Source organism: Mesorhizobium sp. WSM3864, assembly GCF_002294955.1.
Taxonomy (GTDB): domain Bacteria; phylum Pseudomonadota; class Alphaproteobacteria; order Rhizobiales; family Rhizobiaceae; genus Mesorhizobium.
The window spans coordinates 26,238-43,128 of sequence record NZ_NSGD01000022.1 but is presented as its reverse complement, the minus strand read 5'-3'; the positions used below and the strand labels follow the sequence as shown (position 1 = coordinate 43,128).

The following is a 16,891-nucleotide window of genomic DNA, read 5'->3' as shown; positions in this document are numbered from 1 at the left end:
TTGTGAGGAAACGGTCTTCTTCTGGTCCAGCCGAGGCCGCCAACGCGCAAGTGTCGAAAGGTCAGCGCGCGTTGTACTTGGCGTCGACCTGATCGATGGCGGCGACATTGCCGGCCGACCGCCCCTTTGGATCGAACGTCTCCTTCAGAAAGGCATCCGCGATCGACTTCGCCAGCTCGGGCCCGATTACCCGCGCGCCCATGGTGATGATCTGGGCGTTGTTCGACAGCGCGGCCCGCTCGGCCGAGTAGGTGTCATGGGTGAGTGCCGCACGAATGCCCGGCACCTTGTTGGCCGAGATGCAGACGCCGATCCCGGTGCCGCAGATCAGGATGGCGCGGTCATATTTGCCGGCCAGCAGGTCGCTCGCCACCCGGTCCGACAGATTGGCGTAGAACGGGTCGGGACCGGCCTCGGTGCGCGACACTTCGGACACCTCGTGCCTATCCTTCAGGTGATCGGCGAGGATTTTTGCCAGGCCTTCGCCAGCGCTGTCGCCTGCTACCGCGAGCTTCATGATCGTCTCCTTCAGAGTTTGGCGGCGCATCTGGACAGGATGTCGAGATAGCCCTCGACAGCCCATGCGGCGCGTCCGATGAACAACCCGTCGATATGCGGGCATGCGATGAGTTCGGCGCAATTGTCGGGGTTGACCGAACCGCCATAGAGGCAAGGGACGCGGCGACCGAGCACCTCTTGAACAGCCGCGGTGATCTCCGCCTGGCGGGCCTCGGCATAGTCCGAGGTCGCCGGAATGCCGTTGACGCCGATGGCCCAGACCGGCTCGTAGGCGAACAGGATCGGCGCGCCCTTCTGCGCAGCCGAAAGCTTCGACAAAGCGCCGCGCACCTGCCGGTCGAGGACGTCGCGGGCGCGGCCGGCCTCGCGCTCGGCAAACGTCTCGCCGATGCAGATCAGCGGAATGAGGCCGTGGCGCACAGCGGCTTCGGTCTTGAGGCCGACGGTTTCGTCGGTCTCGCCAAAGTGCTCGCGGCGCTCGGAATGGCCGAGCTCGACGATATCGAGGTCACAATCCTTCAGCATCAGCGGCGAAATCTCGCCCGTCCACGCGCCGTCATCGGCCCAATGCATGTTCTGGGCTCCGACCTTGACCGACGTATCCTTCAGCATCGCCTTGACCTCTCGCGCCGCCGTGAAGGGCGGGATGACGAAGCGCTGGATGCGCGGATCGCCTTGCGGGTCGGCAAGCAGGCCACCGGCGAAGGCGCGCGCCTCGCCAAGCGTCTTGTTCATCTTCCAACTCGTGCCGATCCAGACGTGCTTGGACTGTGTCATGCGGTGGTCATTCCGTTTCGCTCACGAGCGCCCTGGCGGTCGACTCGTCGGTGATGAGCCCCTTCAGCCGCGCGCTTTTGAGCACCGCGCGGACCGCCTCGACCTTTGTCGGACCGCCGGCGATCGCGATGATGCGGCTATCCGCCGACCCGTCCAGATCGACGGCGAGCGTGCGCGCGGTGAGCGTCGTTTCCAGCACCCGGCCGCGCGCATCGAAAAAGTGGCCGAGCATTTCGCCGACGCCACCGACGGCGGTGATCTCGGCAATCTCGCGCGGCTCGATCATGCCGGTCGCCACGAGCTGGGCGCCCGCATCCGCCGTGCCGATGCCGACGAATTTCAGCGTCGCCCGGTTCGACATCTCGAAGATTTCCCGCACGCCGCGCTGCGCCAGCAGCACTTCGCGGTCTTCCGCGGAATTGGCAAAAAAGGGCACCGGCATGACGTAGGCCTGCGCGCCGGTCTTTTCGGCCAGTCGATGCATGACGTCGTGCGGATTGGCGGCGTAGTTGCGCGTCAGGCCGCCGAGCAGCGAGACGAAGCGGACGCCGGCTGCCTCGAAGCGCGGCAGCTGATGCACCGCGGCGGCCAACGTGCGGCCATGGCCGATACCGATGACCCTGTCCTCGCCGCGCTCCATCTCGCGACGCAGGAAACCGGCGCCCGCAAGCCCCAGCGCCCGCAACGGAAGGTCATCCTCGCCCAGATCCGGCGCGACCTCGCAGAAGTCCAACCCGAAGCGATCGCAGAGCTGGTTCTCCAGCAATGCGCATTCGACGACCTCGCCGTCGATCGAGACCTTGACCGCGCCGTCGGCGACAGCCCGGGCGATCAGCCGATGCGCCTTGACCGACGGCAACCCCAGTCGCTTCGCCACCTCGGCCTGGGTAAGCCCGCCGGCGTAGTGCAACCAGGCGGCACGGATCGCGAGCGACCCTTCGGGATCCAGTTGACCTGGGCGTTTCGGCATCTGCAGTCCTTGATCGTGCGTTTGGGCCATTCTCAGCCGACTCAGACATTCAGGCTTTGCACGCCCGTGTCGATATGGGGAGCCCAGAAGGCTATGCTTTCGGCAATCTGCGGGATGACCTGCCGATCGTCCGGCTCGCGCTCCTTGAAACTCAGCTCCAGGCAGATCTCGTTGTCGGCGGCGCCACCTTCGGCGAATGCCTTCATCAGCGGTTCGGGATGAATGCGGCCCCTGGCGTTGAACGCCGCGGTGAAGGGTCGGTGCCCCCCCTTGTCCATGAGGCTTTGCTTGATGTGGATGATCGGCGACAGCTTCGGCGCCGCGCGAGCCCAGGCATAGGGATCGTAGTCATCCGGATTGGCGCTGGTCACGTCGCCATGGTCGATGTCGACCATCATCCACATCGGCACGGCCATGTCGGCTTTGGTCAGCCTGTCCTGCAGCTTCAGGCAGTCGGCGATCGTGTGGCCGAACTCGCGCCCGATGCTCATCGGCTCCCAGAAAACGTAACGCAACCCGGCTGCCTTGGCGTGCTCGGCCACCTCCGCCCAGCAGTCGACCGCGATCCGGATCAGCGCCTCGCGCCGGGCCGGGTCGTCATAGTCCTTGAAGGTGAAGATGGCGAACTGGGTGCCGATGGAGACGCCGCCGAGATCGGCGGTGATGTCGGCGAAGGTCTTGAACCAGTCGACATAGTAGCGGCGCACATCGCTGTCTGGATGGCCGAAATGGTTGAGCCGGCCATAGGGGCCGGTCATGCCGCTCGTGACGCGCACGCCGGTGCGCCGCAAGGCCGCGACCATCTGCCGGGTCAGGCGCCGGATCACCGGCGCCGGCCAGCTCGGATTGATGAACTCATGCGTCAGCTGCAGGTCGCGCAGCCTGAGGTCGCGCGCGACGGTCTCGATGAGGTCGTCCGGATCGGCGAAGCGGTTGACCAGTGGGTTGGTGTTCAGGGAAAGCGTCAGCGCCATCACGCAGCCTCGGCAAGGCGCTCGGCCTCGAACCACATGGCGAAGGCGTGCCGTTCGGCTTCGGTGAGATGCAAATGGTGCTTGGTGCGCCGAAGCAGGATGTCGTCGGGCGTGCGCGCCCATTCCCTGGCGACGAGATAGCGCACCTCCGCCTCGTAGAGCAGGCCGCCGTGATGACGGCCAAGGCCGTCGAGGCCGGCCGCGTCCGTGACGAGGTCCCGCGTGCGCGCGCCGTAGAGCCGGCCATAGTGATGGACGAGATCGCGCGGCATCCACGGATAGGCCTCGCGCAAGCCATTGGCGAAGGTCTCGTAGTCGGCATTGGGGATTTCGCCGCCGGGCAGCGGCGCGGTCTCGGTCCAGTCCCCGCCCATCTTCGGGAAAGTAGGCTTCAGCCGGTGCATGCCGCGCTCGGCCAGTTCGCGGAACGTGGTGATCTTGCCGCCGAAGACGTTGAGCAGCGGCGCGCCGCCGCTCTCGTCGAGGTCGAAGACATAGTCGCGCGTCACCGCGGACGGGTTGCCCTTGCCGTCGTCGAACAGCGGCCGCACGCCGGAGAAGGAGTAGAGCACGTCCTGGCGCCGCAGCTTCTCCTTGAAGTAGCGGTTCACCGCCGCAAGCAGGTAGTCGATCTCGGCCTCGTCAGCCCTGACGTCCTCGGCGCGGCCGTCATAGGCAATGTCGGTGGTTCCGATCAGCGCCCTGTCCCCCTCATAGGGGTTGATGAAGATGACGCGCTTGTCGTGGTTCTGTACCAGATAGGCATTGGCGCCCTGCCAGAATTTCGGCACGATGATGTGGCTGCCTTTGACCAGGCGCACATTGCGCGACGAGTTCGATCCCGCGACACGGCCAATGACGTCCGAAACCCAGGGGCCGGCGGCATTGACGAGGCAGCGGGCGCGGAAGAGCCGCGTTTCGCCGGTCATCGCATTTTTCGTCGTTACCGTCCAGGCGCCGTTCTCGCGGCGGGCGGAGACGGCAGGCGAGCGGGTGAGCACCTCGGCCCCGCGCTCGGCGGCGCCGACAGCGTTGAGCACCACCAGCCGCGCATCATCCACCCAGCAGTCGGAATATTCGAAGCCGCGCGTATATTGGTCGAGCAGCGGCGTTCCTTCGGGATCGCGCTCGAGGTCGAGCGTGCGCGTGCCGGGCAGCCGCTTTCGGCCGCCCAGATGGTCGTAGAGGAACAGGCCGAGCCGCACCAGCCAGGCCGGCCGATCCTGCGGGCTATGCGGCAGCACGAAGCGCATTGGCCAGATGATATGGGGCGCGGCCTTGAGCAGGACCTCGCGCTCGATCAATGCTTCGCGCACCAGCCGGAACTCGCAATATTCGAGATAGCGCAGGCCGCCATGCACCAGCTTGCCGGAGCGCGAGGACGTGCCCTCGGCAAGGTCGTCCTTTTCGCACAGCACGACCGACAGGCCGCGACCTGCCGCGTCCCGGGCGATGCCGGCGCCGTTGATGCCGCCGCCGATGACGAAGAGGTCGACCATTTTCGGCTCGGGCCCCATCCTATGCTCCTTCCAGCGTTTCGGCGGAGGCGACAGCCGTGTTGCGGCGCTGGGCGGCCAGCATGTCCCAGGCTGGCCCCAGGGCACGGCGCGCCGCGCCGAATGCCGGGAACAGCCCGTCATAGACGCCGATCAGCGCCGGATCGGGCGCCTCGACCGGCCCGAGCAGCGGCGTGACCCAGTCGGCGATGCAGGCATCCATGTCGCCGTAGGCGCCGATGGCGACCGCCGCCATCATCGCGCAGCCGGCAGCACCCGCCTCCTCGCGCGAGGAAACGCGCACCGGCGCATGAACCGCCGCCGACAGGATGCCGCGCAATCCCTGCGAGCGGGCCGCGCCGCCCGACAGCCGCAACTCCGACGGCAGGTCGCCCATCGCCGCGTAGCAGTCGCGCATGGCGAGCCCTAGCCCCTCGATCACGGCACGCACGAGGCTCGGGTAGCGGTGGTTTACCGACAGGCCGACGAAACCGGCGCGGGCGTTGGCGTTGACGAACGGCCCGCGCTCGCCGGCCTCCGAGATATAGGGATGATAGACGATCTGGCCGGGCGGACTGTCGCCGAGCCAACGATCGATGCGGGCGACCATATCGCGGTGACCGTCCTCGTGCCCGAATTCCTTCAGCACATCCGCGGCGAGACCGAGAACCCAGTCGATGTTGAGCGTGGTTGCCATGTTGGTCTGGACCTGCGTCACCAGATCCGGAACCGGCAAAGTGATGACGTAGCCCGAGCCCTCCTTGTTGAGGTGCACGGAGCCCGTCGGCATGGCCCGCATGTGCACGCCGGTCGAGCCGACGATCGAGCAGGCGACATCCCCCTCGCCGCCGCAGACCCCCGCGCCAAGCGCCGTCATAACCATGTCGACATAGCCGAGGCTGATGGGCGTGCCGGCTTTCAGACCCGTCTCGGCCGCCGCCGCGGCGGTAAGCGGATGGGTTACCATCGTGCCGTCGACGATCTCGGGCAAGAGCTTGCGCCGGCCGGAAAGGCCGAGCGCCTCGATGACCGTGTCGTCGTAGCGGCGGGTGCGGAAATTGCCGAAGGTGAAGCTTGATTCCGACGGATCGGTGGCGCGCATGCCGGTCAGGTTCAGATAGAGCCAGTCCTTGCAGTGCAGCGCCACTTCGGCCTGGTCGAGAAGCTCGGGCGCGTGGCGGTCCATATGGGCCATCTGACTGCCCTGCTGGCAGGTGTTGAGCCCGGTTCCCGTCGCCTCGAAACGGGCGCGGCCAAGCGGGCCGGCGGCCAGGCGCTCGACGGTCGGCGCCGCGCGGGCATCGAGCCACAGCCATGCGTCGGCGACAGGCTCATCTTGCCGACCCACGAGCCAGGTGCCGTCGCCCTGTGCGGTCACCGCGAGCGCCGCGGTGCGCGCCGCCAGGTTTTCAACCTTGTCGTCGAGCCCTCGGAGCGCAGCCACGCAGTCGCGCCAGGTCTGGGCGAGCGACTGCGTCGCCGAACCGTCGGCGCCGGACGCGTATCGGTTCGGAACCGAAGCGGAAGCGATCTGGCGGCCATTCAGCTCAAAGGCGACCGCCTTGATGATCGACGTGCCGGAATCGATACCTATGATGACGTCAGCGGCGGCCACGGATCTCTCCGCATCCGATGCGACCATGCCTGAATCGGCAACAGGGCAATGTCCGTCTCCTCCTGATTTTCCCGCCTGAAGTTCCACCGCGAAGAGGCGGCGGCGAAAATACGCCGTTGCACGCTCCTCCGTAACGGCGCCTTACACAGTCCACTCTAAATTATCATGGAAATAACACAATGCATGATTTTTTTTGCAGACATCGAAAATTTTTTCAGGTACGCTGTTATCAGTCAGGAGGAACCCAAACGTCTGCTCTCCGTCGTCTTCGGCAGACGGACGAGAGAGCGGGCAAACAGGCAGCCGGATGGTTCAGGCTCGTTTTCAGCTTGCGCCGCAGCACCGTGTGGCGAGCATAATCTCTGCTGAAATCAAACTCTTAATGCCAATAGATTCGCTCCTGCAGCATTGCCGTGCCGTATCTGCGAGATGGATAATCTCAACGATCCGGGATAGCGGCTGGCTGCTCCGGGAGATGCCGTCCTGTAAATCGCTTGGCCGAGAGAGCCCCTTCCAACGAACCAAAATCCGGACCAAAACGGAATTCTGATCTAACATGCTTGACGCAGAAGATAACATTAACATAACATAACTGACAGATGGGGCGTGGATGCGGCGGGAGGAGAACGCTGCATCGTCGGCCAAGGGTGGGAGAAATCGATGCAAGCAAGCGACCCGACTATGCCGTGTCCCCGTCCGGCTGCAGAGATGCGTCCTGCATTCGCAGCCCCTGCCCGCCTCGTTCCATCGCCGGCGAGGCTCTGAACCATGAACGCCATGTCGAGCCCGACGCCGAAGGCACCGGCTGCGCCGCGCCGCAATCTGATTGTCGCCGTTGGCCTCGGCGTCGTGGTCCTTGCCGCGATCGCGCTCGACACGAAGGTGGTCCAGATCGGATCGTCCGCCGACGTCAGCCAGGAAGCGTTTTCGCCTGACCGTTTCGGCGAAAAGGAGTTCCCGCGCATCCAGGCCTTCGTCGTCGAGCACGCCGTCAACGCCGCAACCTTCGGGCCGGCGGTGATGGCCGACAAGAACGCCGCCGCCAAACAGTACGGAACCGCCTCGTCGACCGGCGCGATCATCCCTGTCAGGTTGACGGCGGTCGCGGGCGAAGCGAAATCCGGCGTTTACGAGCTCAAGGCCGACGGAGTGCCGGCCGACATCCATGTTCGGGTGCAGGCCGGCCCGGCCATCAACGGCACCGATCTGCGCGATGCGACAGGCGACATCGTCTTCGGCAAGTTCAAGAACCAGATCGAATTCCAGGACGCCGGCTCGGGCATCAACCGCGCCATGAAGAAGGCGACCCTCGACGCTATCGACACCGCCAGCCTGTCCGGCAAGACGCTGGAGATCTTCGGCGTCTTCCGCCTCATCAACCCGAAGAACTGGCTGATCACCCCGGTCAAGGTCACCGTCAAATGAGCAGCGCTGCGAGCTCCCGGCAGGCCGGCGAAGTGGTTCTGGCGGCGCGCAACATCGCCAAGTCCTACAACGGCGTGAGGGCGCTGAAGGGCGTCAATTTCGACATTCACCGCGGCCAGGTGACGACGCTGTTCGGCGAGAACGGCGCCGGCAAGTCGACCCTGATGAAAATCCTCTCCGGGGTGGTGCAGCCGACATCCGGCGAGATCGTTCTCGACGGTCAGCCCATCGTGTTTTCCTCCTCCACCGACGCGCGCAACCACGGCATCTCGATCATTCATCAGGAGCTCAGCCTCGCGCCCAATCTGTCGGTTCGCGACAACATCTTCATGGGGCGCGAGATCACCGGCCCGACCGGCGTCAACTACGCCGAGGAGGAACGCCAGGTCCGTAGACTGCTGCAGGAGCTTGAGGAGGACATCGATCCGCTCACCCCTGTCGAGGAACTGCGGCTGGGACAACAGCAGATCGTCGAGATCGCACGGGCGCTTTCGGTCGACAGCCGGATCCTCATCATGGACGAGCCGACCTCGGCGCTTTCCGCCACCGAAGTCGAGGTCCTTTTCAGCGTGATCCGCGACCTTACCGCCAAAGGCGTGTCGATCGTCTACATCTCGCACCATCTGGAGGAGGCCCTGCAGATCACCGATCATGCCGTGGTGTTGCGGGACGGCAATATGACCGCCTATGCGCCGCGCGCCGATATCGACCTTGAATGGATCGTGCGCAACATGGTCGGCGAGAACTATGATCTGGGCAGTCCGCCGACCGGCCATGATTTCGGTCCGGTCATGCTCTCGGTCCGCGACCTGACTGTTCCGGACCCGGCCGGCGGCGGCTACAACGTCGTCGACCGCATGTCGCTCGACGTCAGGGCCGGCGAGATCGTCTGCATCTACGGCCTGATGGGGGCCGGCAGGACCGAGCTGCTCGAGACCGTCGCCGGCAAACTCAGCGCGACGTCCGGCGAGATCGTGCTCGAACGCAAGGAGATTTCCCACCTTGCCATCGGCGAGCGCATCGCCCGCGGCCTTGCGCTCGTGCCCGAGGATCGCCAGCGCTACGGTCTCGTCCAGACGATGTCGGTCGGGCAGAATCTTTCGCTCGCTTCGATCATGGAATTCACGCGCGGGATCTTCACGTCCATCAGGCTCGAGCGGGCCTTGATCCAGAAGTCGATCCGGGATGTGACCGTGAAGACCGACGGACCGGACGTGCCGATCGGGTCGCTGTCCGGCGGCAACCAGCAGAAGGTGGTCATCGGCAAGATGCTCGCCACCGATCCGAAGGTCATCCTGCTCGATGAACCCAGCCGCGGCATCGACATCGGCGCCAAGGCAGAGGTGTTCCGGATTCTGGCTCACCACGCGGCGGCCGGGCAGGCCGTCGTCTTCACCACATCGGAAGTCAACGAGTGCCTGTCGATCGCCCACCGCATCATCATCATGCGGCGCGGGCGGATCTCGGCCGAGTTCACTTCGGACATCACCAAGGAAAAGATCATGGCCGCCTCGGGCGAGGCCGTGGCGGCCTGAGCGGAGCACGGAAAAGAACTATGACGCAACCGAGCGCCAACGGCATCTCTGCTCCGGCCACAGCCATGAGGGGGACAACCAGTCCCATCAAGCTCTTGCTGAAGGGCCGCGCCTTCTTTGCGCTGATCGCCATCATCATCGTCTTCTCGTTCCTGTCGCCGAACTACCTCACCGTCTCCAATCTGCTGATCATGTCCTCGCATGTCGCCATCTACGGCATACTCGCGATCGGCATGCTGGTGGTGATCCTGAGCGGCGGCATCGACCTCTCGGTCGGCTCGATCCTGGCGCTGTGCGGCGTCGTCGCCGGCGCGCTCATGCAGGGCGTGGAGTTGAAACCGCTCGGCGTCATCCTGTTTCCGCCGGTATGGGCCGTGGTCGTGCTGACCTGCGCGCTCGGCGCCTTGCTGGGGGCGCTCAACGGCATCCTTATCGCCTGGTTCAAAGTGCCCGCCTTCGTCACCACGCTTGGCGTCATGTACATGGCGCGCGGCATCGCGCTGCTGCAGACCAACGGCCTCACCTACAATAATCTCGCCGGCCGGCCGGACCTCGGCAACACCGGCTTCGACTGGCTGGGCTTCAACCGGCTCTTCGGGGTGCCGATCAGCGTGCTGGTCCTGGCGGCCCTCGCCGGGCTGACGGGGCTGATGCTCAGCCGCTCCTCCTTCGGCCGCTGGCTCTATGCCGCGGGCGGCAACGAGAACGCGGCCGACCTGTCAGGCGTGCCGGTCAAGCGGGTCAAGATCACGGTCTATACTCTCTCCGGTATTCTATCCGCCATCGCCGGCCTGGTGCTCTCTTCGCAGTTGACATCGGCCGGTCCGACCGCCGGCACGACCTACGAGCTGACCGCAATCGCGGCGGTCGTCATCGGCGGCGCCGCGCTGACCGGCGGGCGCGGTACCGTGCGCGGCACCATGCTCGGCGCGTTCGTCATCGGCTTTCTTTCGGACGGCCTCGTCATCATCGGCGTGTCCTCCTACTGGCAGACCGTCTTCACCGGCGCCGTCATCGTGCTCGCCGTGCTCATGAACACCATCCAATACGGGGCCCGCGGCGTCCGACAGTGACGCCGCGCCTCGCCAAAAGCTTCTCCGGGACCGCAAGGAGACAGTGCCGGAAAGAAGGCCGAGACAAATCGGCAACCGCAATCCGAAACCACAATCTGTAGAGGGAGTGAGAGAAATGATCGATAAAACCAGAAGGATCCTGTTGGTCGCCGCCGCGGCGCTGCCGCTGATGGCAAGCCAATCCTGGGCGGCCGGCTTGATCAGCATCATCGTGACCGACCCGGCCAATCCGTATTGGCTCACCGAAGGCCAGGTCGCCAAGGCCACGGCAGAGAGCCTCGGCTACACGGCCAATGTCAGCGCACACAAGGGCGACACCAACACCGAAAGCACGATGATCGACACCGCCATCACCAACAAGTCGGTGGCGATCATTCTCGACCCGGCCAATGCCGACGGTTCGATCGGCGCGGTCAAGAAGGCGATCGCCGCCAACATCCCGGTCTTCCTGGTCAACGCCGAGATCAACCAGGACGGTCTCGCCAAGGCGCAGCTCGTCTCCAACAACGCCCAGGGCGCCGCGATCGGCGCGCAGCAGTGGGTCGAGGCGATCGGCGACAAGGGCAACTATGTCGAGCTGTTCGGCAATCCGGCCGACAACAACGCGGCGACGCGCTCGAACGGCTATGAGACCGTGCTCACCCAATATCCGGACCTCAAGAAGGCCGGCAAGGAAGTGGCCAACTGGGACCGCACCCAGGGCTACCAGAAAATGCAGTCGCTGCTGCAGGCCCATCCCGACATCGTGGGCGTCATTTCCGGCAATGACGAGATGGCCCTCGGCGCCATCGCGGCGCTGAAGGAAGCCGGCAAGCTCTCCCAGGTGAAGGTCGGCGGCTTCGACGGCTCACCGGACGCGGTCGCCGCCGTCAAGGCGGGCGAGATGCAGTACACGGTGCTGCAGCCTGTGGCGGTCTTCTCGGCCGAAGCCGTGAAGCAGGCCGACAAGTTCATCAAGACCGGCTCGACGGGTGCTGCCTCCGAGAAGCAGCTCTTCGACTGCGCCCTGATCACCAAGGACAATGTCGACAAATACACCGGGCCGTTCACGCTCTCCCAGTGAACCGCCGGATTGGGGCGCGCAAACGTTGCGCGCCCCTTTTCCTCCCGCGCAAAGACATTCGATGCGCAAAACCCTACCTGCCCCCAAGGTGCCCGCTTGCCATCGGCGCCAGATATGCGAATGGCATCGGCAGGAGAGGCTTGGATGACAGATCGCGAGATTCGGCCCGAGCAGGCGTTGAAGACCCTTGCCGGGGATCAGGTGCCCGCCGACAGCCGCCACGCGCGCCAGCTGGCGCGCCGCCGGATGATTGCCGAGGCCGTCATGGCCGAGGGCACGATGCGCATCGAGGATCTCACCGAGCGTTTCGGCATCAGCCTGATGACCGCGCATCGCGACCTCGACGAACTAGTCGAGAAGGGATTGCTGCGCAAGACGCGCGGCATCGTCTCGGCCGCCCCGACCAGCCTCATCGAATCGAGCGACGTCTACCGCTCCTCGCGCCAGGGAGCCGAGAAGCGCGCGATTGCGCAGGCGGCGGCGTCCTTCCTGGAACCCGGACAAGCCGTTTTCTTCGACGATTCCACCACCGTCCTGCAGCTCGTGCCGCATCTTGCCGCGCGCGTGCCGCTGACGGCGATCACCAATTCCATCACCCTGATGAATGAGCTCAAGGACACGCGCGACCTGACGCTGCTCGGGCTTGGCGGGCAGTTTTACCACTGGTGCAACGCCTTCATGGGTCCGGTCACGGTCACGGAGATCCGGCGGCTGCGGGCCGACCGCGTCTTCATGTCGATGTCGGCCATCACCGACGGCATGGTGTTCCACCAGTCACCGGAAATGGTCGAGACCAAGCGCGCCATGTTCGACAGCGCCGCCATGCGCATCCTGCTTGCCGATCACACCAAGTTCGAGCGCCGGGCGCTGCATGCAATGTGCGCGCTGAACGAGTTCGACGTCATCGTCGTCGACGACGGAACCCCGCCGCGACAGGTCGAGGATATGAAGGCAGGCGGCATGAGCGTCGTCGTCGCCGCCGTGCGACAAGAACATGTTAGAGGCAGCTTATTGTAACATCCGTTGATGTTAATTTAACATGATGGTATGCGAAAACCTCAAGAGATGCACGCGATGTGCATGGCGAGGAGCGTATGCCCTGTCTGCTGGGAATCGATAGCGGGCTGACCGTCACCAAGGCGGTGGTTTTCGACGAGGCAGGCGCGCCGCTGGCCGTGGCCCGCCGCCGCTTGCCGCAGTTCATCTCCGAACCGCGTCATGTCGAGCGCGACATGGACGAGCTGTGGCACGCCGCCGCCGAAGCGATCGCGGAAGCGGTCTCCGGCTGCGGACGTCCACCCTCGGACATCGCCGCCGTCGCCGCCACCGCGCATGGCGACGGGCTCTACACGCTGGATCGCGACCGCCGGCCGCTCGGATACGGCATCCTGTCGCTGGACAGCCGAGCTGGAGACGTCGCCGCCCAGTGGCAAACCGACGGGACGGCCGGCAAGGCGCTGTCGCGAACCGGTCAGACGCCACATGCGTCGGCGCCCTCTTCGCTACTGGCCTGGATTCGCGATCACGAGCCGGAGCGCTTTGCCCGCATCGGCCATGTGCTTGCCTGCAAGGACTGGCTGCGTTTCTGTCTGACGGACAGCCTGGGCACCGACCTCACCGAGGCGAGTACCTCCTTCACCGCGGTCGACAGCCAGGCCTACGCGCCGGACATCCTGCCGATCTTCGGTCTCGAAGCACTCGCCGATGCGCTGCCGCCGGCGGCGCGGCCGGACGAAATCGTCGGCGCCATTACAGTGCAGGCGGCAGGTTACACAGGCCTGCTTGCCGGCACGCCGGTGGTGGCCGGCCTGCACGACGTAACTGCCTCGGCGCTCGGCATCGGCGGTTATGGCGAAGGCGTGGTCGCTATCGTCGCCGGCACCTATTCGATCAACGAGACGGTCTCGGCCGCGCCGCGCATCGATGCCCGCTGGTTCTGCCGCAACGGCCTGAAGCCCGGGGAATGGAACAACATGTCGATCTCGCCGGCATCGGCGGCGAATTATGACTGGTTCCTCGACACGCTGTGCGGTTCCGAGCGGGCAGCGGCGGAAGCCGACGGGCGTTCGATCCACGCCATCGTCGGTCCTGAAATCGAGGCGGCATTGGCGCGGCCATCGACACTGCTCTTCCATCCCTATCTGTTCGGCTCGCCGCATGGCCCGGCCGCCAGCGCCGGCTTCCTCGGGTTGCGCGGCTGGCATGATCGCGGCGACATGCTGCGCGCGGTGATCGAAGGCATAGCCTTCAACCACCGCGTCCACGTCGATGCGCTGCGCGAAGGTTTTGCGCCGCGCGAGGCGCGGCTGACCGGCGGCATTTCCCGAAACCCGGCCTTCGCGCAGGTCTTCGCCGATGTGCTCGGCATGCCGCTCACGGTGACCGAGACGGAAGAAGCCGCCGCATGGGGCGCCGCACTCTGCGCCGGCGCCGGCGTCGGCCTGTTCGCCTCGCCGCGGCACGATCCGCGCGACTTGGCAGCGCTTGGCCGCACCTACCGGCCCTCCCCTGAGCGCAGCTCCGCCATGGACAAGCGCTACGGGCTGCACTGCGACATCGCCAACCGCCTCGCCGAGGCCTGGCCGTCGATCGAAGCGCTGGCGGAAGGGGGAACGCGATGAACGCGGACAACCGCCGTCAGGACATCGCCGACTATGTCATTCAGCATGGCGAGGCGCGCATCGACGAGCTCGTGACGGCATTCGGCGTCTCGCGCATGACCATCCATCGCCACGTCGACGAGCTGGCGCGCCAAGGCGTGCTGCGCAAGCTGCACGGCGCGGTCAGCGCGCAGCCGTCCGGCGTCTACGAAAGCCTCTTCCGTTTCCGCGAGACGCATGCGGCGGCGGCCAAGCGGGCGCTTGCCCGGGCGGCTCTGGCCGAGATCGAGCCAGGCCAGGTCGTGCTGCTCGACGATTCGACCACCGCCAATGCGCTCGGCCCACTGCTGCCCCAGATCGCGCCGTTGACCGTCGTCACCAACAGCTTGTCTCTGGCGGAACAGCTGGTGGGCAAAGACGAGCTGAAGCTGATCCTGCTCGGCGGCGAATACCATCCGACCTACAACGCCTTCATCGGCCACATCTGCGAGAACGCGCTGCAGAAGATCAGGGTCAACCTGCTCATCTGCTCAGCTTCGGCGATCGACAACACCGCGACGCTGATTCAGGACCCGCAGGTGGTGCGCGTGAAGCAGGCCATGGCGGCAGCGGCCTCGCGCAGCGTGCTGCTCATCGATTCCTCCAAGTTCGGCAAGGTAGCGCTGCACCTGTTTGCAGACCTCACCGACTTCGATCTCGTGCTTAGCGACGACGGCCTTCCCGACGAGGTTGCCGGCAACCTGAAGGCGGCCGGGGTCAATCTCAAGATCGTGCCGGTGCAATGATCGTGGCGACACGCGATGTCGATGTCCTCATCATCGGCGCCGGCATCAACGGCGCCGGCCTGTTTCGCGATCTGTGCGAACAGGGCCTCAAGGTCGCGATCGTCGACAAGGCGGATTTCGGTTCCGGCACCAGCGCCGCGCCGTCGCGGCTGATCCATGGCGGGATCAAATATCTCGAAACGGGCGAGCTGGGCCTCGTCGCGCAATCGACGTTGGAGCGCAACCTGTTGCTGCGCAATGCCCCGCATGCGGTGCGGCCGCTGCCGACCGTCATCCCGGTCTTTTCCTGGCTGACGGGCATCGGAGACGCGCTGCGCACCCTTTTCGGCAGCACGACCGCTCCGCGCGGCCGCGGCGCTCTCCTGATCAAGATCGGCCTTGCCATGTATGACTTCTACGGCGCCCGCCGCCGGGTCATGCCCCGGCATAGTATGTGGTCTAAAGCGCGGGCGCTGAGCGAGATACCGCCGCTGACGCCGGGCATCGTCGCGGCCGGCACCTACTATGACGCCACCGTCCGTCATCCCGAGCGGCTGGTGCTCGAGCTTCTCCAGGACGGGATCAGGGCGAGCCCCGAATCCGACGCCTTGAACTATGTGCGATTGCTGGACAGCGACGGCAGCGTCGTGCGCTTCGCCCTGCCCGACGGCGGCGAGCTCGGCTTCCGGCCGCGCATCGTCGTCAACGCGGCCGGGCCATGGATCGACCATGTCAACACTGCACTCGGCGTGCCGTCACGGCTGATCGGCGGCACCAAGGGCTCGCACATCTTGCTCGACCATCCCGACCTGCTGCGGGCGCTGAACGGCCGCATGATCTATTTCGAGGCCAATGACGGCCGCATATGCCTGGTGTTCGACTATCTCGGCCGGGCGCTGGTCGGCTCGACCGATATCCGCGCCGCCGACCCCGAGACGGTGCGCTGCGAGGATGGCGAGATCGACTATTTCCTGGCGAGCCTCAGCGAGCTTCTGCCCGGTCTTGCCTTTTGCCGCGAGCAGATCGTCTACGCCTATTCCGGCATCCGCCCACTGCCGGCGTCGGACGGCACCGCGCCTGGCCTGATCAGCCGCGACCACTCGGCGCCCGTCATGGAGATCGAGGGCAACCGAACCTGGCCGATCGTGTCCTTGGTGGGCGGCAAGTGGACGACCTTCCGCGGCTTCGCCGAAGAGGTGGCGGACATGCTCTTGTCCAGGCTTGGCCAGCCGAGGCGGATAAGCACGCAAAGCCTCGCCATCGGCGGCGGCCGCGATTTTCCGGCCGATGCGGCCGCTCATGCAAGCTGGATCTCCGCTATCACGGCCGAGACGGGTGCATCGCCCGCCCGCGCCGAAAAACTGCTCGACCGCTATGGCACGACCGCCCGCCTCATCCTGGCGCACGAAGCCGAACAGCAGACGGAGTCGCTTGCCGGCGCGTCCGATTATACGCTGGCGGAAATCGATTGGCTGGCGCGCAACGAAAATGTCGCCCACCTGGTCGACATAGTCATGCGGCGCACCGCGCTGGCGATCACCGGCCGGCTCAGCCGCGGCAATCTCGAACAAATCGCCGACGCCGCGGCGGCCGCGCTGGGGTGGGATGCGGGGCAGCGCGAGAAGGAGCTGGAAGCGACGTCGAAGGAGCTCACGGAGCGGCACCGATTTTGGTTTGAATAGCCAGGATCCCATTGCCAGTCGACGTCGACGACACAGCCGGCCACGGCGGTGGATGTCCACCAGGGCCGACCAAGTGCGTTATGCACTAATGGGCCGTTGTGCTAGCGCCTTTTGAGCTCGCTCGGCCTGCCAACAACTCCTTGCCACCGATGCGAAGCGTCACCGTGTTCGCTCGCATATCTGTTATTCGATAGCGCCCCACCTGACAACCGACATGGCGCGCTAAGCAGTCGGACCGTTTTTCCGTGGTTCAGATGGACCCAATGCAGGGCAGTTCCAGACTGCATATTATGCGACTTTTGAGCACCTTCACGGTTGGCCACACTCGGCTAGCGCACTACCATTAGTTGCACCTGCCTTCGCAACGAGGATCCATTAGCCATAGACGTCGTTGTCTC

General features: G+C 65.4%; 14 protein-coding genes. 8 read left to right on the top strand and 6 right to left on the bottom strand.

What is annotated here, in order from left to right:
* Nucleotides 1–61: 61 nt before the first annotated feature.
* Genes CK215_RS26910 through CK215_RS26885 form a run of 6 tightly spaced genes read right to left on the bottom strand, consistent with a single transcriptional unit; the run spans nt 62 to nt 6,351 of the window.
* Nucleotides 62–517 carry an RpiB/LacA/LacB family sugar-phosphate isomerase gene (locus CK215_RS26910; protein WP_067327218.1) on the bottom strand — a complete coding sequence of 152 codons (456 nt, stop codon included), beginning with the start codon at nt 515–517 and terminating at the stop codon, nt 62–64.
* An 11-nt stretch (nt 518–528) separates the two neighbouring features.
* A complete protein-coding gene (locus tag CK215_RS26905) occupies nt 529–1,296 on the bottom strand; it encodes a triose-phosphate isomerase (RefSeq protein WP_095832722.1) in 768 nt (255 codons plus the stop codon).
* Between the two features lie 7 nt (nt 1,297–1,303).
* Nucleotides 1,304–2,266 (bottom strand): sugar-binding transcriptional regulator, encoded by a 963-nt coding sequence (locus CK215_RS26900; RefSeq protein ID WP_067326986.1) that lies wholly within the window; start codon nt 2,264–2,266, stop codon nt 1,304–1,306.
* A gap of 41 nt (nt 2,267–2,307) precedes the next feature.
* Nucleotides 2,308–3,240 (bottom strand): TIM barrel protein, encoded by a 933-nt coding sequence (locus tag CK215_RS26895; protein WP_095832721.1) that lies wholly within the window; start codon nt 3,238–3,240, stop codon nt 2,308–2,310.
* Entirely contained in the window at nt 3,240–4,757 is a 1,518-nt protein-coding gene (locus CK215_RS26890) for a glycerol-3-phosphate dehydrogenase (RefSeq protein ID WP_095832720.1), read from the bottom strand. Before CK215_RS26890 ends, CK215_RS26895 begins: the two co-directional genes overlap by 1 nt.
* Nucleotide 4,758: 1 nt before the next feature.
* Nucleotides 4,759–6,351 carry an FGGY-family carbohydrate kinase gene (locus CK215_RS26885; protein WP_245418837.1) on the bottom strand — a complete coding sequence of 531 codons (1,593 nt, stop codon included), beginning with the start codon at nt 6,349–6,351 and terminating at the stop codon, nt 4,759–4,761.
* A gap of 768 nt (nt 6,352–7,119) precedes the next feature.
* Between CK215_RS26885 and CK215_RS26880 the strand changes: the two genes are divergently transcribed.
* The 8 genes from CK215_RS26880 to CK215_RS26845 all read left to right on the top strand — a co-directional run bounded on the left by CK215_RS26880 (nt 7,120) and on the right by CK215_RS26845 (nt 16,493).
* On the top strand, nt 7,120–7,776 hold the full coding sequence (locus tag CK215_RS26880; RefSeq protein ID WP_095832718.1) for a DUF2291 domain-containing protein: 657 nt from the start codon (nt 7,120–7,122) through the stop codon (nt 7,774–7,776).
* Nucleotides 7,773–9,311 (top strand): sugar ABC transporter ATP-binding protein, encoded by a 1,539-nt coding sequence (locus CK215_RS26875; RefSeq protein WP_067326972.1) that lies wholly within the window; start codon nt 7,773–7,775, stop codon nt 9,309–9,311. The genes CK215_RS26880 and CK215_RS26875 overlap by 4 nt, the downstream gene beginning before the upstream one ends.
* A 20-nt stretch (nt 9,312–9,331) precedes the next feature.
* The gene (locus CK215_RS26870; protein WP_067326969.1) at nt 9,332–10,384 is read left to right on the top strand and encodes an ABC transporter permease; all 1,053 of its coding nucleotides are present in this window, start codon (nt 9,332–9,334) and stop codon (nt 10,382–10,384) included.
* A gap of 115 nt (nt 10,385–10,499) precedes the next feature.
* Nucleotides 10,500–11,447 carry a D-ribose ABC transporter substrate-binding protein gene (locus tag CK215_RS26865; protein WP_067326966.1) on the top strand — a complete coding sequence of 316 codons (948 nt, stop codon included), beginning with the start codon at nt 10,500–10,502 and terminating at the stop codon, nt 11,445–11,447.
* Nucleotides 11,448–11,591: 144 nt separating this feature from the next.
* The gene (locus tag CK215_RS26860) at nt 11,592–12,464 is read left to right on the top strand and encodes a DeoR/GlpR family DNA-binding transcription regulator (protein WP_095832717.1); all 873 of its coding nucleotides are present in this window, start codon (nt 11,592–11,594) and stop codon (nt 12,462–12,464) included.
* A 77-nt stretch (nt 12,465–12,541) separates the two neighbouring features.
* Nucleotides 12,542–14,068 carry an FGGY-family carbohydrate kinase gene (locus CK215_RS26855; protein ID WP_095832716.1) on the top strand — a complete coding sequence of 509 codons (1,527 nt, stop codon included), beginning with the start codon at nt 12,542–12,544 and terminating at the stop codon, nt 14,066–14,068.
* On the top strand, nt 14,065–14,832 hold the full coding sequence (locus CK215_RS26850) for a DeoR/GlpR family DNA-binding transcription regulator (protein ID WP_095832715.1): 768 nt from the start codon (nt 14,065–14,067) through the stop codon (nt 14,830–14,832). The genes CK215_RS26855 and CK215_RS26850 overlap by 4 nt, the downstream gene beginning before the upstream one ends.
* A 2-nt stretch (nt 14,833–14,834) precedes the next feature.
* Nucleotides 14,835–16,493 carry a glycerol-3-phosphate dehydrogenase/oxidase gene (locus CK215_RS26845; RefSeq protein ID WP_245307593.1) on the top strand — a complete coding sequence of 553 codons (1,659 nt, stop codon included), beginning with the start codon at nt 14,835–14,837 and terminating at the stop codon, nt 16,491–16,493.
* Nucleotides 16,494–16,891: the final 398 nt, after the last annotated feature.